Raw genomic sequence first — 23,429 nt, 5'->3', positions numbered from 1 at the left:
TTAAAGGCTCAACGAGCCTTGGGGGTGGCGACTTTGTCGCGCAGATAAACCGGTTGCGCGTCATCCGCCGGGATCGACTCGCCGCGTTCCCAGGCAAAGCGCGCCAGGGTCAGCAGGTCTTCGGCGTGGGGCAGCATGCCGGCATCCGAACCAGTCAGACTGACTGCGATGCGCTCGCCATATCCCCAACCGGTGCCGGCACCGAACCAGTCGCCACTGGCATCGGCCGGCAGCGCGGCGACTTCCGGCGGCAATACCGCTTCGCCCCCCACAAGACGCATCTCCCCCGCCGTCTCGCGGTAGCAGCCCCAATACACTTCATCCATCCGCGCATCGATCGCCGCCGCGACCTGACTCACGCCGTGCTCGCGCAACGCACGCTGCGCCAGCACCGCGAGATTGGACACCGGCAACACCGGACGATCCAGCGCAAACGCCAGCCCCTGCACCACGCCAATGGCAATCCGCACCCCGGTAAACGCACCCGGCCCACGACCGAAAGCAATCGCATCGACCGCCTGCAGCGTAGTGCCGGCATCGGCCAGCAGTTGCTGAATCATCGGCAGCAGCTTCTGCGCGTGCAGGCGCGGGATCACCTCGTAATGGCTCGTGACCTTGCCGTCATGCAGCAAGGCAACGGAGCAAGCTTCAGTCGCGGTGTCCAGGGCCAGCAAGGTGCTCATCGATGTTTCCAAAACAGGTGTGGGAAAAGGGCGTCAGTATAAACAACTACGGCCCGCAAGCGGGCCGTGGATGATGCAGCAAATCAGCTATTTCAGCTCAGCGCTTCAAGCACCTTGGCAGTGATGGCTTCTACCGAGCCAACGCCAGGAATGTGGCTGTACTTCGGCTTGCCAGCGTTTTTGGCGGACAGGCTCTGATAGAACTCCACCAGCGGCTTGGTCTGCGAATGGTAGACCGACAGACGATGACGTACGGTTTCTTCGGTGTCGTCCTTGCGCTGTACCAGCTCTTCGCCAGTGATGTCGTCTTTACCCGCGATTTTCGGCGGGTTGTAGACGATGTGGTAAACGCGGCCGCTGGCTTCGTGAACACGACGACCGGCGATGCGTTGAACGATTTCTTCGTCTTCAACCGCGATTTCCACCACGGCATCCAGCTCAACGCCGGCAGTGACCAGTGCTTCAGCCTGCGGAATGGTGCGCGGGAAGCCGTCGAACAGGAAGCCGTTGGCGCAGTCTGGCTGAGCGATACGATCCTGAACCAGTGCGATGATCAGGTCATCCGACACCAGGCCGCCGGCATCCATGATGCTCTTGGCTTGAACGCCCAGTGGCGTACCAGCCTTGACCGCTGCACGCAGCATGTCGCCGGTGGAGATTTGCGGAATGCCGAATTTTTCGGTGATGAACTTAGCCTGAGTACCTTTACCGGCCCCGGGAGCTCCCAGCAGAATGACGCGCATTAGATGTGCTCCTCAATTTTTTTATAAAAAGCTTTTACAAAACAAAGGATTCGCCGCTTGGGACGAATCCTGAAAAATACGGGTCGTGGCCGCACAAACGGCCAAAGGCTGATCAAGATACACAGCAGGCTGCGCCCACACAAGACGCCAAAAGTCGGAGAAACCGACGCCCCCCGCGACCTTGCGACGCGGTAACCCAAGTCGCAACCCCATCATTAACTGTCGCCTGGCGGCACTTTCCGCCGTCAGGCAAAGCGGCATCCGGCGCTGGTTGCCGGTGCCGCGCCCCACGACAAAAACGTTAGCCGGTATTTCGCAAACCGGCGGCAATCCCCGCCACAGACACCAGCAACGCCTGTTCCACCGGGCTGCCCTGCTCGACATCCTGCTGCCGCGAACGGGCCAGCAGCTCGGCCTGCAATAGATGCAGCGGGTCGAGGTAGGTGTTGCGCAGTCGGATGAATTCAAGGGTGTCAGGGCTATGTGCCAGCAGCTGCGACTGGCCAGTCAGGCCGAGTACCACTGCGCACGCCTGCGACAATAGGTCGCGTAACTGCGCGCCCAACGGCAGCAAGTCCGGCTCGACCAGACGCTGATCGTAGGACAGCGCAATATCCGCATCAGCCTTGGCCAGCACCATTTCCAGCATGTCGATACGCGTACGGAAGAACGGCCATTGTTCGCGCATCTGCCCGAGCAATTCGCCTTCGCCGCGCTCCAGCGCCTTGCTCAACGCCGATTCCCAGCCGAGCCACGCCGGCAGCATCAGCCGCGTTTGCGTCCAGCCGAAAATCCACGGAATCGCCCGCAGGCTTTCGATGCCGCCGGCGCGACGTTTGGCCGGACGACTGCCGAGTGGTAAACGCCCCAACTCCTGCTCAGGTGTGGACTGACGGAAGTACTCGACGAATTGCGGATTTTCTCGCACCACCTGGCGATAAGCGCTGACACCATCAGCCGCCAACTCATCCATCAGATGACGCCATTCGGGCGTTGGCGGTGGAGGCGGCAGCAATGTTGCTTCAAGCACTGCCGCCAGATACAGATTGAGATTTTGCTCGGCGATGTCCGGCAGGCCGAATTTGAATCGAATCATTTCCCCCTGCTCGGTGGTGCGGAACCGCCCGGCCACCGATCCCGGCGGTTGCGACAGAATCGCCGCGTGCGCCGGACCGCCGCCACGCCCTACGGTGCCGCCGCGACCATGGAACAGCAGCAGTTCGACTTGTTGCTCGCGGCAGATTTCCACCAAGCGTTCCTGCGCCCGATATTGCGCCCAGGCCGCCGCCGTGGTGCCAGCGTCCTTGGCGGAATCGGAGTAGCCGATCATCACTTCCTGCGGGCCTTGCAGCCGTGCGCGGTAACCCGGCAGCAGCAACAAACGCTCCATCACCGGCCCGGCGTTGTCGAGGTCGGCGAGGGTTTCGAACAGCGGCACCACGCGCATCGGCCGCAGCACGCCGGACTCTTTGAGCAACAGTTGCACGGCAAGTACATCGGAAGCCGCGCCGGCCATGGAGATGACGTAGGAACCCAGCGAAGCACCCGGCGCCGCAGCGATTTCCTTGCAGGTGTTGAGCACTTCGGCGGTGTCGGCTGACGGTTTGAAATGCGCTGGCAGCAGGGGCCGACGGTTGCTCAGTTCGCGGGTCAGGAAGCTGATTCGTTGCTCTTCATCCCAGTCTTCATAGCGACCGAGGCCGAGGTAATCGGTGATCTCCGTCATCGCCGAACTGTGCCGCGACGAGTCCTGACGCACGTCCAGGCGCACGAGGAACAGGCCGAAGGTCACCGCCCGACGCAGGCAGTCGAGCAACGGACCATCAGCGATCACGCCCATGCCGCACTCGTGCAGCGAGTTGAAGCACAGCTCCAGCGGATCGAGCAGATCGCGGTTGTTGTGCAGCACGTCTGCCGGCGCTGGCGTCGGTGCAGTCAGCGCAGCGTGTGCCCAATTGCGCGTGGCGCGCAGGCGTTCGCGCAGTTGCTTGAGCACCGCGCGATACGGTTCGGCGCTATCGCCGGCCTGGGCTTTGAGGGCATCGCTGGCCTGTTGCATCGACAGTTCGGCAGCCAAATGATCGACATCGCGCAAATACAGATCGGCGGCCATCCAGCGCGCCAGCAGCAACACTTCGCGGGTTACTGCTGCGGTGACGTTGGGGTTGCCGTCACGGTCGCCGCCCATCCACGACGCAAAGCGAATCGGCGCGGCCTCCAATGGCAGACGCAAGCCGGTCGCTTCATACAACGCCTTGTCGGCCTTGCGCATATGGTTGGGAATCGCCTGCCACAGTGAGTGTTCGATGACCGCGAAACCCCATTTGGCTTCATCGACTGGCGTCGGGCGCGTGCGGCGGATTTCTTCGGTGTGCCAGGCTTCGGCGATCAGTCGTTGCAGGGTGTTTTGAATCTGTTCGCGTTCGGCTGTGGTCAGGTCGCGATGATCCTGCGCGGCGAGTTGCCCGGCGATCGCGTCGTACTTCTGGATCAGCGTGCGCCGCGCCACCTCGGTCGGGTGCGCGGTCAAGACCAGTTCGATTTCCAGACGCGCCAGTTGCCGCGCCAGCGACTCGGCGCTGTGGCCTTCATTGCGCAAACGCGCGAGCAATTCCGGCAGCACCCGGGATTCGAATGGCGCCGGCTGCGATTCTTCGCGACGATGAATCAACTGATACTGCTCGGCGATGTTCGCCAGGTTGAGAAACTGGTTGAACGCTCGCGCCACGGGGAGCAATTCGTCTTCGCTCAATTGATTGAGGCTGGCGCTCAGTTCGGCGTCCATCGAGCCACGCCGGTCGGCCTTGGCGCCCTTGCGGATCTGCTCGATCTTGTCGAGGAAGGCCTCGCCGTATTGATCTCGAATGGTGTTGCCCAGCAGCTCTCCGAGCAGGTGAACGTCTTCGCGCAAGCGTGCATCAATATCGGTCATCAGCAATTCCCCAGCAGTAATCCGGACGGCTTAGAAACGAGTGCATGACCTAGAGAGTGCCGCTCTGTGACGCTTCTTACAAGCAGCCGACGAAGGGACGTTAAACCTTGTGCGTGAAAGCTAGTCTCAACAGTAAGCCGTACAACGGCTTGCCGCCGCCCCCGGCGGACACTCACCCAGACCTGCCATGAGCAGGTGCGAAATGAGGTCATCATGAAAATTCGTGAACTCGCCCAGCATTGGGAAGAAAACGCCAAGGGTCGCCTGACCGACACTGGCTATGCGATTCATCTGGACGTTGAAGCCGCTGCGCGTCTGGCGGCGATTACCGAGATGTACCCCAAACGTCATGTCGAAGAACTGCTCGGCGAACTGATCGGCGCGGCGCTTGAAGAGTTTGAAGCGAGCCTGCCGTATGTGAAGGGTTCGACCGTGGTGGCGACCGATGAGGAAGGTGATCCGCTGTACGAAGACGTCGGCCCGACACCGCGTTTCCTGGCCCTTTCGCGCCGGCATCTGCATGACCTCTCGGCCACTGCCGGCAAGCAAAAACACTGACACTCCACAGATCAAAACTGTGGGAGCGAGCCTGCTCGCGAATGCGTTATATCAGTCGACATTGATGGTGACTGGCACACCGCTTTCGCGAGCAGGCTCGCTCCCACATTGACTGCATTTCTGCCTCTAGATCGACGTGTTTTCAGTATTGGAAACACCCGCGCGTACCACTCTCTCCCGCCAAAGTTCCCGTCCCAGAGCCTTGTCCATTCGGTCAAAGTTTTTTTTGGCGATAGGCCATCTTTTCTGAACTTTTGAAAAATCCCGCCGGTCGGAACCAGTAACCACGCCTGGAACGAGCGTTTCAATTCGCGTTAACAAGCGATGCTTTTGGCTCCTCTGCCAGGATGGATTCAGTTGTATTTTCAGGAGATGCCTAATGGAGTTGAAGACCATGAAAAACCAAACCTCGTTTACCCACCTGCGCGGTCTGAAACTGGCGGCTCTGGCGATCGGCACCAGCTTCGTGCTGGCCGGTTGCGCCGGTAACCCGCCGACCGAGCAGTACGCCGTGACCCAGTCGGCCGTGAACAGCGCCGTCAGCGCCGGCGGTACCGAGTTTGCTGCCGTTGAGATGAAACAAGCGCAGGACAAACTGAAACAAGCCGAAATCGCCATGCACGACAAGAAGTATGACGAAGCTCGCATCCTGTCCGAGCAAGCCGAGTGGGACGCTCGCGTAGCAGAACGCAAGGCTCAGGCAGCGAAAGCCGAACAGGCTGTGAAGGATTCCCAGAAAGGTGTTCAGGAACTGCGTCAGGAAAGTCAGCGCACCGTGCAGTAAGCGCGCATCCGGACCGCAAAGCTGAATCTCTTACCGATAGAAAGGACGACAAATTATGCGTAAGCAACTGATGATCCCCGCTCTCCTCGCCGCAAGCGTTGCACTGGCTGCCTGCTCCACCCCGCCTAACCCGAACCTGGAACAGGCGCGCACCAACTACGCCGGCCTGCAAGCCAACCCGCAAGCGAGCAAAGTCGCGGCGCTGGAAACCAAAGACGCCAGCGATTACCTGGACAAAGCCGACAAGGCTTATCTGGACAAACAAGACGCGGCCAAGGTTGACCAACTGGCTTACCTGACCAACCAGCGCGTGGAAGTGGCCAAGCAGACCATCGCCCTGCGCACCGCGGAAAACAACCTGAAGAACGCCGCCGCTCAACGTGCCCAGGCGCGTCTGGATGCGCGTGATCAGCAGATCAAACAGCTGCAGGACAGCCTGAATGCCAAGCAGACCGATCGCGGGACGCTGGTAACCTTCGGTGACGTGCTGTTCGCCACCAACAAGGCTGACCTGAAATCCAGCGGCCTGGTGAACATCAACAAACTGGCGCAATTCCTTCAGGAAAACCCGGATCGCAAAGTGATCGTCGAGGGTTATACCGACAGCACCGGTGCTGCCTCGTACAACCAGTCGCTGTCTGAGCGTCGTGCTACTTCGGTGCAGGTTGCGCTGATCAAGATGGGCGTAGATCCTTCGCGCATCGTGGTTCAGGGCTATGGCAAGGAATACCCGGTTGCCGATAACGGCAGCGTTTCCGGCCGTGCGATGAACCGTCGTGTGGAAGTGACCATTTCCAACGACAACCAGCCAGTGATGCCACGTTCGGCGGTCAGCTCGAACTAAGCCTCACGCAGTAACGCAAAAGCCCCGCCTGAGTGATCAGGCGGGGCTTTTTAAGATCAAAAGATCGCAGCCTTCGGCAGCTCCTACATTGGAATGCTTTCTCCTGTAGGAGCTGCCGAAGGCTGCGATCTTTGGCTTTTAAGGTTGCAGTTTCTGCGGGGTCTCTTCGCCCATGCAGCGCACGGCTTTTTTCTGGGCGTTGATCAGTACGCCGGTCAACCCTTTCTGTTCGGTATCAAACAGCACCAGCACGCCATCAATGCACTGCGCCACTTGCGGCGCAGGCTGCAGCGAGATTTTGTAATCCTCCCCCGGTACGGTCTTGAGCATGGTGAATTCGTTGAGCAGCAACGCATCCTCGGGTTTGGCGAAGTGCAGGTAACCGTAGTACCACAGTGCACCGACGGTGCCGAGGATGCTGCAGATACCGGTGATGATCAGCGGGATGGCGTTACGTTCTTCAGTCATTGCGGACTCTCGTCTTCAGAATTCGGGGGTGTCGGATAATTGGGGATTTCGCCGAGGCGGCGCAGGCCGTTGAAATGCTCGGGGTCGTCGAGGTAGCGCAACATGACCTGACGCCACACCGGGTCGCCGAACGTTTGCACATGGCCGCCGCGAGTCAGTTGCAGCACCCGCGGAGGCGGCGCCGCTTGATACAGACGGATACCATTGGAAAGTGGTACCAGTGGATCGTCGATGCTGTGGAAAATCAGCTTCGGCACGCCGTTTAGCTGTGGCATCGAATTGATCGCGCTGTCGCTGTCCGGGACCAGCCACGACAGCGGCACCTGGAACGGCCAGGTCAGCCACGAGGTGCTCAGCGCATACTGGCCGACGCTGCGGTAACTGGCGGGCACGCCGTCGAGCACAAAAGCCTTGAGCTGTTTCTGCCGCTCGGGATGCTGCACCAGCCAATGCACCGCCATCGAACCGCCAAGGCTCTGGCCGAGCAGAATCAGCGGCTTGCCTTTGACCTCGGGCGCTTTGTCCAGCCAGGCGAACGCGGCGTCGATGTCCTGATAGATCGCCGGCAGGCTCGGTTTGCCTTCGGACAAGCCATAACCGCGATAGTCCACCAGCAGCACTTGATAGCCGTTTTTCGGCAACCACCAACTGCCGCCCAAGTGCATCGGCAGATTGCCGCCGTTGCCGTGCAAATGCAGGACCGTGCCCTTAACCTCGACGCCGGGTCTGGCAGGCAGCCACCAGGCATTCAGCTTCAAGCCATCGGCCGTCACCAGCGTGACGGTGCGGTATTGGAGTTTGGCTTTTTCCGGGGTGAAAATCTGGCCCGGCTCGGGGTAGAACAACAGCGAACTGCAACCGCCGAGGGTCAGGAGCAGGCAAATGATGCCGAGGATTCTCATCCGGTGAAACCTCGCAAAGATTCGGGTTGGCACACAATAATTGTGGCAATAAAGAACCCTGTGGGAGCGAGCCTGCTCGCGAAAGCGGTGTGTCAGCCAACATTAATGTTGAATGTGAAATCGCATTCGTCGGAACGCCGCCCGGAGCAGGCTCGCTCCCACAGGGAATATCAGTTGCTCAAAGGATATTGGAGTAATCCGCCTCGATCCGGTCCAGGCTCAAGTGATTGAGGAAGTTGGAGAAACACATCCACGCCGACAACGCATTCAAATCGCGGAACTGATCCGGCAGATACTTTGGCGGCACCACCAATCCTTCGTCCACCAACTGACGCAGGGTACGCATGTCTTCCAGCGTGGTCTTGCCGCAGAACAACAGCGGAATCTGCTCAAGCTTGCCTTTACGCACGGCCAACTGAATGTAGTTGTAAACCATGATAAAGCCCTTGAGGTACGACAAGTCTTTGGTGAATGGCAGACCGGTCGGTGTCGAGCCACGGAAAACCCGACTGGCGTTGCCGTAACTTTCCGCCATTTCGAAACCCTGCTCACGGAAGAATTCGAAGATTTGCAGGAAGTCTGCGCCCTCCTCGACCATGTGAATGGCGCGGGTGCGGTTGGTCAGTTTGCGCAGGCGGCTCGGGTAGGAGGCGAACGTGATAATTTCCATCAGGATCGCCAGGCCTTCCTGGGTCACCGTCGACGACGGTGGGCCTTTGGACAGGAAGGTGCAGATCGGCTGGTTCAGACCGTTGAGCGTGGTGCCGACGTGCACCAGGCCTTCGTGGACTTCCAGCGCGCGCACGTCACGATCGTTGAACATCGCGTCGGTGCGGATCTTGATGTAGTCGGCACCGGCCGCCGCGTCAGCGACGATGCCGTCGGATTCGAACACGCGAATGGTTTCCTCGGCCTCGCCGAACACTTTGTTCAAACGGGTTTGCAGCAGGTGTACGGCGTCTTTGGCGGTGAGGATCTTCGGCTCGTCCTTCAAATCGCCACGGCCATCGATGTTGTTCAGATAGTCGGACATCATCAGGCCGAGGTCGGCCAGGGTCGGGTCGCCGGCGTGGAAAGCATCGGAGGCGGCGCCGTAAAGTTCCTGCGATATCAGCCCGAAATCCTCGGTGCCACGCGCTTCGAGCATGCGCACCACCATGCGGTATTCCTTGCACATGCGCCGCATGATCTGCCCGACCGGGTTGAACTGGCCGAGCTGGCGGGTGATGTCGCGCTCGATGTTCTGGAATTCCAGTTTGACCTTGCTCGAATCGAAGGTCAGCGGCCGGTTGAGGTAGTAGTCGCGATCAACGGCGGGCATTTCCTTGCCCTTGGCCTTGAGAAAGCCCTTGCGCACGTTCTCGTCCCACTTGACCGCGTCGAGTACGCGAATCGGCGTCTGCGCCAGCACAATGCGATCGGACAACATGCGTATCGTCTGCTGGTAATCGTCCACCCGAAACTCCTGTAGAAAACTGAATTATTTGGCGCGGGTCTGGCGCTGATAGCGCACGGCTTCAACGAAGACATCGGAATTGGCCGGATCGTCGAGGTAAGCAAAGACCTGGTCGAGGTTGCTGTCGACCTGCACGCCGTCGCCATCGTCGGTCTGGAAGGTCTGACCGTCGAGGGCTTTTTGCTTGATCGCTTGATTGATCTGTTCGAGATCGAGGTTGTAGACCACCAGTTCGTGTTTGTCGGTGAGTTCGAAGCCGGCGATGGTGAAGTGGCCGCCGAAGCGCGCCGGCACTTTCGCCGACAGATACCAGCGGCTGCCATGGCGCGACACGGTGAACGGATAGGCTTCGCGTTCGTGGGGTTTGGCCTTGAAGTACGTGACGGCCTGATAGCGATCGTTGCCCAACCGCGTCAGCTCAAGGTTCATCGCTTCACCCCAGGCGTTGGTGCTCGACCATTTGCCGAGCAAGCCCTTGGGCGCGGGGTCGCTGACGGCCATTGGCTCCTTGAAAGTCACCAGACAACCGCTGAGCAGCAGGAACGACAAGGCGATCAACGCGCCACGCCAGGCTTTCATTCAAAACTCCCTATGAATCTGAAACACCTTCCTGTAGGAGCTGCCGAAGGCTGCGATCTTTTGATACTGGTCTCAAAAAGCAAGATCAAAAGATCGCAGCCTTCGGCAGCTCCTACCTTGGGATCGCCGTCAGACGGACAACATTGCGTTACACCGACGCGAGCACCAGGTGCATGTAGCGCGTCAGAATGCCGAGCATGTCCTCTTCGGCCAAAGGCTCGGCGTCATTGAGCAGGCCCTGATATTCCATCCGTCCGATAATCGCCGTCAACACCTTGGCATCCTGTTGCGGTTCCCGCGAGCCCAGTACCTGAAACAACTGGCAAGTGCCCTGCAACAGAATTTGCTGATGCGAGCGCACCAGAATCGCCAGACGCGGGTTGAGCAGCGCTTCCTGACGGAACGCCTGCTCGGCCATCAAATGCTCGCGACGGTTGACCAATTGACGATGCACGTAATCAGCCATCAACCGTGCGATGTCATCGGCCAGTTGCGAGCGCGACTCGGGGCTGCCGTCGCCGCTGACCACCATCTCGCGCAGCAAACCTTCGTTGTTGATCCACAACTTGGCCATGTACGCCGCGCTGCGCTCCACATACTGGGCAAAGGTATCGGTGAGCAGGTCATCGATGTCCTTGAAGTAATAGGTGGTGGCCGACAGCGGCACACCGGCCTCGGCCGCCACCGCGCGGTGACGCACGGCACGTACACCGTCACGCACGACAATGCGCATCGCCGCGTCGAGAATGTCCTGTCGACGCTGCTCACTGCCCTGTCGGCTGGCCTTGCGACCCTGGTACTGAACGCTTTCAGCGACCGCAGTGGCGATACCCGCTGCACCTTCTTGAGCTATTGCACCCATCACGACAGAACTTCCTCTGCTATTGCAAAATTAACCAATTGATACATTTGTACCAGACAGGCAATAAAAAGCCGCCTGTTTTAGGCGGCTTTTTAACTGAAACGTTTACGCTTGCGGTCGCATGTGCGGGAACAGGATCACATCGCGGATCGACGGCGAGTTGGTCAGCAACATCACCAGACGGTCGATGCCAATGCCTTCACCGGCCGTTGGCGGCATGCCGTACTCCAGCGCACGCACGAAGTCGGCGTCGTAGTGCATGGCTTCATCGTCGCCGGCGTCCTTGTCGGCCACCTGCGCCATGAAGCGCTCGGCCTGGTCTTCCGCGTCGTTCAACTCGGAGTAGGCGTTGGCGATTTCACGGCCGCCGATGAACAGCTCGAAGCGGTCGGTGACGTTCGGGTTGTCGTCGTTACGACGGGCCAGCGGCGACACTTCGAACGGGTACTGAGTGATGAAGTGCGGCTGCTCCAGCTTGTGCTCGACCAGCTCTTCGAAAATCATCACCTGCAGCTTGCCCAGACCTTCGAAGCCCAGCACCTTCGCACCGGCCTTCTTGGCGATGGCGCGCGCCTTGTCGATGTCGTTCAGGTCATCGGCGGTCAGCTCAGGGTTGTACTTGAGGATCGAGTCGAACACCGACAGACGCACGAACGGCTCGCCGAAGTGGAACACCTTGTCGCCGTACGGCACGTCGGTGCTGCCCAGCACCAGTTGCGCCAGTTCACGGAACAGTTCTTCGGTCAGGTCCATGTTGTCTTCGTAGTCGGCGTACGCCTGGTAGAACTCCAACATGGTGAATTCTGGGTTGTGACGAGTCGAAACGCCTTCGTTACGGAAGTTGCGGTTGATCTCGAACACCTTCTCGAAACCACCGACCACCAGGCGCTTCAGATACAGCTCTGGCGCGATACGCAGGAACATTTCCATGTCCAGCGCGTTGTGGTGGGTTTCGAATGGCTTGGCTGCGGCGCCGCCAGGAATGGTCTGCAGCATCGGCGTTTCGACTTCGAGGAAGTCGCGCTTCATCAGGAAGCTGCGGATGTGCGCGATCACTTGCGAACGCACGCGGAAGGTCTGGCGCACGTCTTCGTTGACGATCAGGTCAACGTAGCGCTGACGATAGCGCTGTTCGGTGTCGGTCAGGCCGTGGTGCTTGTCCGGCAGCGGACGCAGCGACTTGGTCAGCAGACGCACGTGGGTCATTTCAACGTACAGGTCGCCCTTGCCGGAACGTGCCAGGGTGCCTTCGGCGGCAATGATGTCGCCCATGTCCCAGGTTTTCACCGCAGCCAGGGTTTCTTCGGACAGGGTTTTACGGTTGACGTAGACCTGAATGCGACCGGTCATGTCCTGAATCACCATGAACGAGCCACGGTTGAGCATGATGCGACCGGCAACCTTGACCGGGATTGCAGCCTCTGCCAGCTCTTCCTTGGTCTTGTCCGCGTACTGTTTCTGCAGAGCATCGCAGTAGTTTTCGCGGCGGAAGTCGTTCGGGAAGGCGTTGCCCTTGGCGCGCTCGGCAGCCAGCTTTTCCTTGCGCAGCGCGATCAGGGAGTTTTCTTCCTGTTGCAGGGCTTGCGGGTCGAGTTGTTGGTCGCTCATGTCTTTAGATATTCCATCAGGTTCGTTGCCCCCGGGCCTTGCGGCCCGGGGATCGCCAGCAGGCTGGCTCCTACAGGGATCGCGTTGCATCAGCGATCCTGTGTGCGTCTTTTACAGCCCCGATTTCAGGCTGGCTTCCAGGTATTCGTCGATATCGCCGTCGAGTACCTTGTCGCAGTCGCTGCGTTCGATGTTGGTACGCAGATCCTTGATCCGCGACGCATCGAGCACGTATGAGCGAATCTGGTGACCCCAGCCGATGTCCGACTTGGTGTCTTCCAGCGCTTGCGACGCGGCGTTGCGTTTCTGCATTTCCTGCTCGTACAACTTGGCCCGCAGCATTTTCATGGCGGTGTCTTTGTTGGCGTGCTGGGAACGTTCGTTCTGGCAGCTGACCACGGTGTTGGTCGGTACGTGGGTGATACGTACGGCCGAGTCGGTGGTGTTTACGTGCTGACCACCGGCACCGGAGGAACGATAGGTGTCGATCCGCAGGTCTGCCGGGTTGATTTCGATTTCCACCTTGTCATCGATCTCTGGCGAGACGAAAACCGCGGAGAACGAGGTGTGGCGACGGTTGCCGGAGTCGAACGGGCTCTTGCGCACCAGACGGTGCACGCCGATCTCGGTGCGCAGCCAGCCAAAGGCGTATTCGCCCTTGATGTGCACGGTCGCACCTTTGATACCGGCGACTTCACCGGCCGACAGTTCCATGATGGTCGCGTCGAAACCGCGTTTATCCGCCCAGCGCAGGTACATGCGCAGGAGGATGTTGGCCCAGTCCTGGGCTTCGGTGCCGCCGGAACCGGCCTGGATGTCCAGGTAGGCGTTGTTCGGGTCCATTTCATGGCTGAACATGCGGCGGAATTCCAGCTTGGCCAGATTTTCCTCGAGACGGGCCAGCTCGGCGACGACATCGCCCACTGCGCCTTCGTCGTTTTCTTCGACGGCCATGTCCAGCAGGTCACGGCAATCGGCCAGACCGCCGTTCAGTTCGTCGAGGGTGTCGACGATCTGCGCCAGCGCAGCGCGCTCGCGGCCCAGTTCCTGGGCGTATTCAGGTTTGTTCCAGACGCTCGGATCTTCAAGCTCGCGATTGACTTCGGTCAGACGCTCATGCTTTTGATCGTAGTCAAAGATACCCCCGAATAGTTTCGGAGCGCTCGGACAGGTCCTTGATGGTGTTCAGGATCGGGTTGATTTCCATGACGGGCAGCACTCGTTGGCGAACTTTTGAAAGCCGGCGAGTATAACGTAATCAGGCTGTCACGGCAGCCCGTCTGGCGGGTGTCGGGGTGATTCACTTGACATTGGCTCGACACATTTAAAATGTGGGAGCGAGCCTGCTCGCGAAGACAGTGCATCAGGCAACATCAATGTCGACTGTGCTGCCGCTTTCGCGAGCAGGCTCGCTCCCACAGGGAATTGCCGTGACCGCAGGTTATTCGATGCCGACCTGGTTACGGCCATTGTTTTTGGCCAGGTACAGGCCACGGTCAGCCGCCGAAATCAGCAACCGGCAATCGCTACCCGCCTGCGGCACCATGGTCGCCAGACCGATACTGATGGTCAAGCTCGCCCCTTCCGCCGGGGTATTGTGCGGAATCTTCAGCGAGGCCACGGTCTGGCGCAGTTTCTCCGCGACCAGCCGCGCGCCGCCCGGCGAGGTGTTCGGCAGCACCAGCACAAACTCCTCACCGCCATAACGCGCCGGCAGATCCGACGGCCGTGCGCTGGCCTCACGGATCGCCGTGGCGACCTTGCGCAGCGCTTCGTCGCCTTCAACGTGGCCAAAGCTGTCGTTGTAGGACTTGAAGTAATCGACGTCGATCATCAACAGCGACAATTGACTCTGTTCCCGCAGCGAGCGGCGCCACTCCAGTTCCAGATACTCGTCGAAGTGGCGGCGGTTGGACAGCCCGGTCAGGCCATCGGAGTTCATCAGCCGTTGCAGCACCAGGTTGGTGTCGAGCAATTGCTGCTGGCTGACGCGCAGCGCGCGGTACGCGGCATCCCGCTGCAGCAAGGTCATGTACGAGCGCGAGTGATAGCGGATGCGCGCCACCAGTTCGATGGTGTCCGGCAGCTTCACCAGATAATCGTTGGCGCCGGCGGAGAACGCCGCGCTCTTGATCAGCGGGTCTTCCTTGGTCGACAGGACGATGATCGGGATGTCTTTGGTCGCCGGATGATTACGGTATTCGCGCACCAGGCTCAGGCCATCGAGGCCGGGCATCACCAGGTCCTGGAGAATCACCGTCGGCTTGATCCGCACCGCTTGGGCAATGGCCTGCTGCGGGTCGGAACAGAAGTGGAAGTCGATGTTTTCTTGATTCGACAGCCCACGGCGCACCGCTTCGCCGATCATCGCCTGATCGTCCACCAACAACACCATGGCGGCGTTTTCGTCGGTTTTAATGTCGTCGATCTGTAAGTCATTCATGGGCGGTCACCTGTGTACTGCGGGGGCCAGGATTGCGGATAAACCTGTTCATTTGGGAAAAATCTCCAGCAATCGTGGCGCTATCTTTTCCAGTGCACGGATTTCAACCGCGGCATCAATCGCCGCGGCGGCCTTGGGCATGCCGTACACCGCACTGCTTTGCTGATCCTGCGCGATGGTCAGGTAACCCTGTTGGCGCATGAGCTTAAGCCCTTGCGCGCCGTCGCGCCCCATACCGGTCAATAAAACCCCGATCGCGTCACCATTCCAATAACTGGCGACACTCTCGAAAAACACGTCGATCGAAGGGCGATAGATCTCGTTGACCGGTTCGGCGGTGTAGGCCAGCGTGCCGTTTTTCAACAGGCGAATATGGTGGTTGGTGCCCGCCAGCAGCACCGCGCCGGCCTGCGGCGGTTCGCCTTCGCGGGCCAGACGCACATCGAGGCCGCTGGCGCTGGCCAGCCATTCGGCCATGCCGGCAGCAAAGACCTGATCGACATGCTGCACCAGCACGATCGCCGCCGAGAAATCCCTGGGCAAGCCTTTGAGCAGCACTTCCAGCGCCGCTGGCCCGCCGGCGGAAGAGCCGATCGCCACCAGTCGCTGACACGACGCAGAGCTGCGTTGGGCCGGCGGTGCCGGCCGGGAACGCGTGGGTTTCTCGCCGATCAGCCAGCCGATATTGAGGATCTTGCGCAGCAACGGCGCCGCCGCTTCCTGGGCGTTGCCGGCGCCGAGAGCCGGGGTATCGACCACGTCCAGGGCGCCATGGCCCATGGCTTCGAAGACCCGGTGCACGTTCTGCTGCCGGTCGACGGTCACTATGACGATCGCGCACGGGGTTTCGGCCATGATCCGGCGGGTGGCTTCGACGCCGTCCATCACCGGCATGATCAGGTCCATCAGGATCAGGTCGGGGGTATTTTCGGCGCACAGTTGCACCGCCTCGGCGCCGTTGCGGGCGACCCAGACCACCTGATGCGCCGGCTCGAAGGCCAGCGCCCGGCGCAGGGCCTCCACCGCCATGGGCATGTCGTTGACGATGGCGATCTTCATGCCCGCGCTCCTCCGATCAGCTCGACCACTGCGTCGAGCAGGGCGTCGTCATGAAAACTGGCTTTGGCCAAATAATAGTCGGCGCCGGCATCGAGGCCACGGCGGCGGTCCTCTTCACGGTCCTTGTACGACACAACCATCACCGGCAGCGATTGCAGGCGGTTGTCGCGGCGCAGCAGGGTGACCAATTCGATGCCGTCCATGCGCGGCATGTCGATGTCGGTGATCAGCAAATCGAAGTCCTCCGAACGCAGCGCGTTCCAGCCGTCCATGCCGTCCACCGCCACCGCGACGTCGTAGCCGCGGTTGAGCAGCAGCTTGCGTTGCAGCTCGCGCACGGTCAGCGAATCGTCGACCACCAGGACCCGCTTGCGCGCCGCCTCGGCGGCCTGATTGCCATGACGGGCGATGCGCTCAAGCCGCCCGGTATTGAGCAGTTTGTCCACCGAACGCAGCATGTCTTCGACGTCGACGATCAGCACCACCGAACCGTCGTCGAGCAACGCGCCGGCGGAGATGTCCTGCACTTTGCCCAGACGCTCATCGAGTGGCAAGACCACCAGCGTGCGCTCGCCAATGAAGCGTTCCACAGCAACGCCATAAACCGCATCACGCTCGCGGATCACCACGACTTTCAGGGTTTCACCACTGTTCTGGCTGGCCGGGCGGTTGAGCAACTGGCTGGCCGCAACCAGCCCGACGTGCTGGCCTTCGTGCCAGAAATGCTGACGCCCCTCGACCTGCACAATGTCTTCCGGCGCCAGATCACACATGCGTTCGATGTGCGCCAGCGGGAAGGCGTACGCCTCTTCGCCAACTTCCACCACCAGACTGCGCACCACCGATAAGGTCAGCGGCACTTCCAGATGAAAGCGACTGCCCTCGCCCGCCGTCTGCTCCAGCACCACGGCCCCGCGCAACTGGCGAACCATGTGTTGAACGGCATCAAGGCCAACGCCCCGCCCGGATACTTCGGTGACGGTGTCGCGCAGGCTGAAACCGGGCAGAAACAGGAAGGTCAGCAGTTCTTCTTCACTCAGCTGCGCAGCGGTTTCGGCTGGGGATAACTGACGCTCGACGATGCTGCGGCGGACCTTCTCCAGGTCGACACCATTGCCGTCATCGCTTAATTCCAGCACCAGCAGACCGGCCTGATGCGAGGCGCGCAGGCGGATCAGGCCTTCTTCCGGTTTGCCCTTGAGCAGGCGCTGCTGCGGGGTTTCGATGCCGTGATCGACGGCGTTGCGCAGCAAATGCGTCAGCGGTGCTTCGAGCTTTTCCAGCACATCGCGATCGACCTGGGTTTTCTCGCCTTCGATCTCCAGCCGTACCTGCTTGCCGAGACTGCGCCCCAGATCCCGGACCATGCGTACCTGCCCGGTAAGCACATCGGCAAAGGGCCGCATGCGGCAGGCCAGCGCCGTGTCGTACAGCACTTGCGCGCGCTGGCTGGCCTGCCAGGCAAACTCGTCGAGTTCGGCGTTTTTCTCACTCAGCAGTTGCTGGGATTCGGCGAGCAAACGGCGCGCGTCTTCCAAGGCCTCCAGCGCCTCCAGACTCAGCGCATGTTCCTTGAGGTGGACGTTGAGGTTTTCCAGCGCCCGCAGGCCGTTGTTCTGCATGCGTTTGAGGCGCTGCATGGTCGCCAGATGCGGCTTGAGGCGCTGGGTTTCCACCAGCGACTTGCTCGACAGATCGAGCAAACTGTTCAGGCGTTCCGCGGTAACCCGCAGCACCCGCTCGCCACTTTCGGTGCTGCGTTTGCTTTTGCGTGGTGCAGGTTCCGGGGAGCCGACCGGGGCTTCGAAAATCGGCGCGGGCGTGGGTTCCAACACGGGCGGTGCTTCAAGCTGCAACTCGGCCATCGGCGGCGCAACGAATGCTGCCGGCGGCGTCGACGGGTCGAGCAAACCCGCCATCAACGCCACATAAGCTTCAATATCGCTCGCTTGCGGCGCATTGGCCGGCGTGGCGATGCGCATCAGCAAATCAGTGCCCTGCAACAAAGCATCGATATGTTCGGGACGCAGTAACAACCGCCCTTCCTGCGCGCTGACCAGACAATCTTCCATGACATGGGCGACGCTGACACCGCTGTCGATGCCGACAATCCGCGCCGCGCCTTTGAGCGAATGCGCCGCGCGCATGCACGATTCCAGTTGATCGGCCTGGGTCGGGTTGCGCTCCAGGGCCAGCAGCCCGGCGCTGAGCACCTGGGTCTGGGCTTCAGCTTCGAGGCTGAACAGCTCAAGCAGCGAGGCGTCGCGCATTTGCTCGGGGGTCATGTGAGGCTCCGGGTCACGGCGGACAGCAGCTGTTCTTCATCCAGCCAACGCAGGCTGCGACCGCGATATTGCAGAACACCACGGGTGTATTTGGCACTGGCTTGCGCTCCGGATTGCGAGGCGGCATCAAGAATGCGCTCATCAATGGCGTGAATGCCGTCGACCTCATCCACCGGCACCACCACCGGCCCGCCATGGGCAGCGATGATCAACATGCGCGGCATGATGCGCGCGCCGCTGGCTGGCGCGGCATTGCCATCCAGATCAAGCAGTTCGACCAGCGACAGACACGCCACCAGCGCGCCGCGCACATTGGCCACGCCGAGCAAGGCTCGCGAGCGCTGGTGCGGCAACGAGTGAATCGCCTGTAGCGGTGCGACTTCGACCAGACTGCGCGTCGCCAGCCCCAGCCATTCTTCGCCGAGACGGAACATCAGCAGCGAGCGGGTTTTCACCTCGCTTTCCACAGCGATCGCTACCGGGTCGCGCTCGTCCTGCTGCAACGCATAACGATCAAGCAGGCGCGTGGCGGCGGCGGAATACACCGAGCAATTGCGGCAATGAATGTGCTCTTCCAGCAGCGGACAGGACTTGTCGCCATGAATGCCGATGCGGTTCCAGCAATCGTCGATGGCCCGGGCGTCTTCGTGGGTGACGTTCAAAGTGTCGGACGGGATCATCGTTTACGCTCACTGTCGGCGGTGCGGCCGCTGCGGGCAGCGCGCTCCTGCAATCGTCTGGCACCCGCCGTATCGCCCTGAGCCTGCAGCAGCGCGGCCAAGTGCATCAACGCTTCGGGGTGTTGCGGTTCAAGGTACAACGCTTTGCGGTAAAAGCCCTGAGCTTCGAGGGTCAGGCCGGCGACGTCGCTGAGCAGGCCGAGCCAGTAAAACACCTGAGCCACCGGTTCATGGCTGCGCAAATACTGGTCGCAAGCGGCGCGGGCCTCGGCACTTTTACCTTCGTTGGCCAGTGTGGCGATGTTGGCCAGCAGGGTCGCGGCGTCCGGGTTGGCGCTTTTGCTAGCGATCGGCAGCGGCGTCACGGCGGCAAACGGTCGATTGCGCACAGGCGCTGGCGGCGTACTGCGTGGCGGTTGGCTGACCGGCACCGCGATGGGTTTGGCTGTCGGCAGCGGTTCGGGGTGCGGCTCGCTGTGGCGGCTGAATGCGAAGGACTGCGGAATACCGATCGAACGCATCCCCAAACGCCCGAGCAGACTGCCCTCGGCCGGGCCGATAAACAGCACGCCATCGAAATGAGTCAGGCGCTTGAGCACCTCAAACACCAGTTTTTGCGTCGGCTGATCGAAATAGATCAGCAGGTTGCGGCAGAACACGAAATCGAACGCCGGCTCACTGGTCAGAAGCGTCGGATCGAGCACATTGCCGACCTGCAAACGCACCTGCTCACGCACGTTCTCATTGACCCGATGGCCCTCCTGCTCAGACGTGAAATGCCGGTCGCGAAAGTCCAGATCCTGGCCGCGAAACGAATTTTTGCCATACAGCGCACGTCGCGCCTTCTCCACCGACAGCGGGCTGACGTCCATGCCGTCGACCTTGAACTGATGCGGCTTGAGCCCGGCATCGAGCAAAGCCATGGCAATCGAATAGGGTTCTTCGCCGGTGGAACACGGCAGGCTGAGAATGCGCAGTGCGCGCATATTGTTCAGTTCGGCGAGACGATTGCGCGCCAGTTTGCCCAGCGTGGCGAAGGATTCCGGATAACGGAAAAACCACGTCTCGGGGACGATCACCGCTTCGATCAGCGCCTGTTGTTCGTCTCGCGAGCCTTGCAGCAGGTGCCAATATTCATCGGCATGCGCCGCTTGCGACAGTGTTGTGCGCTGGCGTACGGCGCGCTCGATGATCGCCGGCCCCACCGAGGTCACATCGAGGCCGATGCGTTCTTTGAGAAAATCGAAAAACCGCTGCTCGCTGCTCATGACTGCGCCTCAAGCTGCGCCGGGTTCAGCGGCGGATCGGGGAACAGCAAGCGGCGCACGGCGTCATCGAGCAAGTCATTGACCCGCACCCACTGCACCAATCCTTGGGCATCTTCGCGCACCGGGCCGAGGTAAGGCGCCTCGCGATTGTCGAGGCCATAAGGCTGAAACTCCTGCGGATGGCAACGCAGGGTGTCGGTGGCCTGTTCGAGAATCAGCCCGAGCCATTGCACTGGCTGCGATTCATCCGGCTGGTAATTGACCAACACCAGACGGGTGCTGGTCCGCGCCTCGGCGGGATGGCCGAAGGTCAATGCGCTGAGGTCGATCACCGGCACCACCGCACCGCGATAGGCAAACACCCCGGCGACCCACTGCGGCGCCCGGGCGATGGGCTTCAACGGCAGGCGCGGCAGCACTTCCGCCACTTCGGTGGCGCGCAAGGCGTAGCGCTCGCTGCCGATGCGAAACTGCAGGAACAACGCCGGCTTCGCCACCTGCGCGGCGCTGCGTTTGGCGAGGATTTCGCTCATCAGACTTTGAATCGCGAAACGCCGCTGCGCAGCCCGACGGCCACCTGGCTCAGTTCGTCGATGGCGAAACTGGCCTGACGCAACGATTCGACCGTCTGGCTGCTGGCGTCGCCCAACTGCACCAACGCGTGGTTGATCTGCTCGGCGCCGGTGGCCTGAGCCTGCATGCCTTCATTGACCATCAACACCCGCGGCGCCAGCGCCTGCACTTGGTGGATGATCTGCGACAGCTGCTCGCCGACCTGCTGCACTTCGGACATGCCACGGCGCACTTCTTCGGAGAATTTGTCCATGCCCATGACACCCGCCGACACCGCTGACTGGATCTCGCGCACCATCTGCTCGATGTCGTAAGTGGCGACAGCAGTCTGGTCCGCCAGACGCCGCACTTCAGTGGCGACCACGGCAAAACCGCGCCCGTATTCACCGGCCTTCTCGGCTTCAATCGCTGCGTTGAGCGACAACAGGTTGGTCTGGTCGGCGACTTTGACGATGGTCACCACCACCTGATTGATGTTGCCGGCCTTCTCATTGAGGATCGCCAGTTTGGCGTTGACCAGATCCGCCGCGCCCATCACCGAATGCATGGTGTCTTCCATGCGCGCCAGGCCTTGCTGACCGGAGCCGGCCAGCACCGAGGCCTGATCGGCGGCGGTGGACACTTCAGTCATGGTGCGCACCAGATCGCGCGACGTGGCCGCAATCTCGCGGGACGTCGCGCCGATTTCGGTGGTGGTCGCGGCGGTTTCGGTGGCGGTGGCTTGTTGTTGCTTGGAGGTGGCAGCGATCTCGGTCACCGAGGTGGTCACCTGCACCGACGAGCGCTGCGCCTGGGACACCAGTGCGGTCAGCTCGGTCATCATGTCGTTGAAGCCGGTTTCCACTGCGCCAAATTCGTCCTTGCGGTCGAGGTTCAAACGCGAACTGAGGTCGCCGGTGCGCATGGTTTCAAGGATCTGCACGATACGGTTCATCGGCGCCATGATTGCGCGCATCAACAACAGGCCGCACAAACCAGCGGCCAGGACGGCGACCAACAGGGAAATGAGCATGCTGACTTTGGCCGCGGCCACAGCGTCATCGATATTGTTCATGGCCTGGTCGGCGACTCTCTTGTTCTCGCCGATGATGTCGTTGAGCTTCATGCGCCCGGAATACCAGGCTGGCGTGAGCTTGTCGTGGAACATCCTGACCGCATCCGCTTCCAGGTTGCGTTTGTGCAGATCAAGCACGGCATCCTGAATCTGGATGTAGGCGTCGTGGTACTTCTCGAAAGCGGCAAACTCGGTACGGTCCTCGTCGGTGGCCATGGTCTTGCGATAGTTGGCCATCTGCTCCTGCAGACGCGCCTCAAACGCCTTGTAATCTGCCGCGTCTTCGCTGGAAATCCCCTGTCCTTCCTTGAGTCCGAGCAGTTCTTGCGTCTGCAGATAACTGTCGACCCAGGCGCCACGGATCATCGAGCTGTAATAGACGCCGGGAATCGCGTCATCACGCACGCTGTTTTCACTGGCCTCGATCTTCAACAGGCGTGAATACGAAACGACGACCATCAGCAACATGATGGCGATAATCACCGCAAAGCTCGCCAAAATACGTTGGCGCAACGTCCAGTTCTTCACAGTGATTCCTCGTGCCTGATCGAAATGCGGGGAGTATAGCCGAGGGCGGTGTTTCATTTATAAGACGCTTTGTAACCCTCGGGCCTGTCCGGCGTGGTTAGCGGGACGGCTCTGGGGTGGGACTGTCCGACAATTGCGGGTGAGCGTGCCAGTGGGGTAATGGCAAAAAGGGGCGATGGATCGGTCATGACTTGTGTCGTGAGGCCGAAAACATCATCGCGAGCAGGCTCCGTGCCCACCGAAAATCTGTGGGAGCGAGCCTGCTCGCGAAGAGGCCGGAACAGTCAGGTCGATATCGTCTGGGCCGGTGTTTTCGCGAGCAGGCTCGCTGCCACAGGGGATTTGCGCTGATTGAAGGACGCCGTCGCTATACAGAGGCCAGCCTGACCTGCTTTTCCAGCTCAACCTTCAGCCCCGGCTCCAGCTTCAACTGTCGCGCCAGTTCATCCAGATAGCTCTTCTCCATGAAGTTCTCCTCATCCACCAGCATCACGCTGGCGATATACATCTCCGCCGCCATTTCCGGCGTGCTCGCGGCGCGGGCGACGTCGGTCGGGTCGAGGGGTTTGTTGAGTTCGGCGTGTAGCCAGTGTTGCAGTTCCTGATCGTTGTCGAGTTTGGTGAATTCGCCTTCGATCAGTTGGCGTTCACGGTCATCGATATGGCCGTCGGCCTTGGCGGCGGCGACCAGCGCCTTGAGGATGGCCTGACTGTGTTGCTCGGCTTGCGCCGGCGGCAAGCGATCGAGGGTCTGCGGTTCGCTTTGTGGAGCAGTGCCCTTCTGGGCGTTGTAGTTGCCGTAAGCCTTGTAGGCCAACACACCCAGCGCCGCGAGGCCGCCATAAATCGCGACTTTACCGCCGACCTTGCGCACTTTCTTGTTACCAAGCAGCAGGCCCATCGCGCCAGCCGCCAGTGCACCGCCGCCGGCACCGGACAGCAGACCACCGAGGCCGCCGGAGCCAGAAGCGCCGCCGAGCAAACCGCCCAGGCCACCGCCGGCCGATTTGTTCTGCGTTCCGCCAGCCTTGTTCTGCAACAGATCCTGGCCAGACTTGAGCAGTTGATCGAGCAATCCACGGGTGTTCATGTTCCGCCTCCAAAACAGGGGTTATCCGGA

The 23,429-nt window shown here is 60.8% G+C and carries 21 protein-coding genes; 3 read left to right on the top strand and 18 right to left on the bottom strand.

Translation table 11 applies throughout. The annotated features are described in order from the left end of the window. Positions 1-8: 8 nt before the first annotated feature. The 3 genes from tsaB to ppc form a co-directional block, all read right to left on the bottom strand. Positions 9-683 (bottom strand): tRNA (adenosine(37)-N6)-threonylcarbamoyltransferase complex dimerization subunit type 1 TsaB, encoded by a 675-nt coding sequence (gene tsaB / locus BK670_RS19125; protein WP_123452013.1) that lies wholly within the window; start codon positions 681-683, stop codon positions 9-11. Between the two features lie 92 nt (positions 684-775). Next, on the bottom strand, positions 776-1,426 hold the full coding sequence (gene adk / locus BK670_RS19120) for an adenylate kinase (protein WP_102900560.1): 651 nt from the start codon (positions 1,424-1,426) through the stop codon (positions 776-778). 301 nt (positions 1,427-1,727) lie between these two features. Beyond that, positions 1,728-4,358, bottom strand: coding sequence for a phosphoenolpyruvate carboxylase (gene ppc, locus BK670_RS19115; protein ID WP_123452011.1), 2,631 nt, complete (start codon positions 4,356-4,358; stop codon positions 1,728-1,730). Positions 4,359-4,571: 213 nt separating this feature from the next. Between ppc and BK670_RS19110 the strand changes: the two genes are divergently transcribed. The 3 genes from BK670_RS19110 to lptF all read left to right on the top strand — a co-directional run bounded on the left by BK670_RS19110 (position 4,572) and on the right by lptF (position 6,544). Then, positions 4,572-4,916, top strand: a complete 345-nt coding sequence (locus BK670_RS19110; RefSeq protein ID WP_123452009.1) for a pilin assembly protein — start codon at positions 4,572-4,574, stop codon at positions 4,914-4,916. Positions 4,917-5,295: 379 nt separating this feature from the next. After that, complete coding sequence (locus tag BK670_RS19100; protein ID WP_093436697.1) at positions 5,296-5,700, top strand: DUF4398 domain-containing protein; 405 nt, start codon at positions 5,296-5,298, stop codon at positions 5,698-5,700. A 55-nt stretch (positions 5,701-5,755) separates the two neighbouring features. Next, the gene (lptF, locus tag BK670_RS19095; RefSeq protein ID WP_123452004.1) at positions 5,756-6,544 is read left to right on the top strand and encodes a lipotoxin F family OmpA-related lipoprotein LptF; all 789 of its coding nucleotides are present in this window, start codon (positions 5,756-5,758) and stop codon (positions 6,542-6,544) included. A gap of 138 nt (positions 6,545-6,682) precedes the next feature. Here lptF and BK670_RS19090 read toward each other — a convergent pair whose 3' ends face one another. The 15 genes from BK670_RS19090 to BK670_RS19015 form a co-directional block, all read right to left on the bottom strand. Beyond that, positions 6,683-7,012 (bottom strand): PA3694 family proteiin, encoded by a 330-nt coding sequence (locus BK670_RS19090; RefSeq protein WP_123452002.1) that lies wholly within the window; start codon positions 7,010-7,012, stop codon positions 6,683-6,685. Beyond that, positions 7,009-7,914 (bottom strand): alpha/beta hydrolase, encoded by a 906-nt coding sequence (locus BK670_RS19085; RefSeq protein WP_123452000.1) that lies wholly within the window; start codon positions 7,912-7,914, stop codon positions 7,009-7,011. Before BK670_RS19085 ends, BK670_RS19090 begins: the two co-directional genes overlap by 4 nt. A 178-nt stretch (positions 7,915-8,092) precedes the next feature. Continuing rightward, the gene (locus tag BK670_RS19080; protein WP_185036809.1) at positions 8,093-9,343 is read right to left on the bottom strand and encodes a flavohemoglobin expression-modulating QEGLA motif protein; all 1,251 of its coding nucleotides are present in this window, start codon (positions 9,341-9,343) and stop codon (positions 8,093-8,095) included. A 51-nt stretch (positions 9,344-9,394) separates the two neighbouring features. Beyond that, positions 9,395-9,949, bottom strand: a complete 555-nt coding sequence (locus BK670_RS19075) for a hypothetical protein (protein ID WP_123451995.1) — start codon at positions 9,947-9,949, stop codon at positions 9,395-9,397. A gap of 148 nt (positions 9,950-10,097) precedes the next feature. Continuing rightward, positions 10,098-10,811, bottom strand: coding sequence for a TetR/AcrR family transcriptional regulator (locus tag BK670_RS19065; RefSeq protein ID WP_123451993.1), 714 nt, complete (start codon positions 10,809-10,811; stop codon positions 10,098-10,100). Between the two features lie 105 nt (positions 10,812-10,916). Beyond that, positions 10,917-12,419 (bottom strand): lysine--tRNA ligase, encoded by a 1,503-nt coding sequence (gene lysS / locus BK670_RS19060; protein ID WP_123451991.1) that lies wholly within the window; start codon positions 12,417-12,419, stop codon positions 10,917-10,919. Positions 12,420-12,530: 111 nt separating this feature from the next. Further along, positions 12,531-13,626 (bottom strand): peptide chain release factor 2 gene (gene prfB / locus BK670_RS19055; RefSeq protein ID WP_099758102.1). Its coding sequence is split into 2 segments (ribosomal slippage): positions 12,531-13,553 and positions 13,555-13,626, totalling 1,095 coding nucleotides; the frame shifts between segments, so codons are not numbered across the junction. 234 nt (positions 13,627-13,860) lie between these two features. Then, entirely contained in the window at positions 13,861-14,862 is a 1,002-nt protein-coding gene (locus BK670_RS19050; RefSeq protein WP_093436712.1) for a response regulator, read from the bottom strand. Between the two features lie 48 nt (positions 14,863-14,910). Continuing rightward, positions 14,911-15,921 carry a chemotaxis response regulator protein-glutamate methylesterase gene (gene cheB, locus BK670_RS19045; protein ID WP_123451989.1) on the bottom strand — a complete coding sequence of 337 codons (1,011 nt, stop codon included), beginning with the start codon at positions 15,919-15,921 and terminating at the stop codon, positions 14,911-14,913. Continuing rightward, on the bottom strand, positions 15,918-18,206 hold the full coding sequence (locus BK670_RS19040; RefSeq protein ID WP_123451987.1) for a hybrid sensor histidine kinase/response regulator: 2,289 nt from the start codon (positions 18,204-18,206) through the stop codon (positions 15,918-15,920). The genes cheB and BK670_RS19040 overlap by 4 nt, the downstream gene beginning before the upstream one ends. Further along, positions 18,203-18,886, bottom strand: coding sequence for a chemotaxis protein CheW (locus BK670_RS19035; RefSeq protein WP_123451985.1), 684 nt, complete (start codon positions 18,884-18,886; stop codon positions 18,203-18,205). The genes BK670_RS19040 and BK670_RS19035 overlap by 4 nt, the downstream gene beginning before the upstream one ends. Then, on the bottom strand, positions 18,883-20,154 hold the full coding sequence (locus BK670_RS19030) for a CheR family methyltransferase (protein ID WP_123451983.1): 1,272 nt from the start codon (positions 20,152-20,154) through the stop codon (positions 18,883-18,885). The genes BK670_RS19035 and BK670_RS19030 overlap by 4 nt, the downstream gene beginning before the upstream one ends. After that, positions 20,151-20,687, bottom strand: a complete 537-nt coding sequence (locus BK670_RS19025; protein ID WP_123451981.1) for a chemotaxis protein CheW — start codon at positions 20,685-20,687, stop codon at positions 20,151-20,153. The genes BK670_RS19030 and BK670_RS19025 overlap by 4 nt, the downstream gene beginning before the upstream one ends. Continuing rightward, complete coding sequence (locus BK670_RS19020; protein WP_123451979.1) at positions 20,687-22,309, bottom strand: methyl-accepting chemotaxis protein; 1,623 nt, start codon at positions 22,307-22,309, stop codon at positions 20,687-20,689. Before BK670_RS19020 ends, BK670_RS19025 begins: the two co-directional genes overlap by 1 nt. Before the next feature lie 367 nt (positions 22,310-22,676). Beyond that, positions 22,677-23,399, bottom strand: coding sequence for a tellurite resistance TerB family protein (locus tag BK670_RS19015; protein ID WP_123451977.1), 723 nt, complete (start codon positions 23,397-23,399; stop codon positions 22,677-22,679). Positions 23,400-23,429: the final 30 nt, after the last annotated feature.

This window comes from Pseudomonas fluorescens (assembly GCF_003732425.1).
Taxonomy (GTDB): Bacteria; Pseudomonadota; Gammaproteobacteria; order Pseudomonadales; family Pseudomonadaceae; genus Aquipseudomonas; species Aquipseudomonas fluorescens_BE.
The sequence above is the reverse complement of the archived record's forward strand: the minus strand, read 5'-3'. Positions and strand labels throughout refer to the sequence as shown.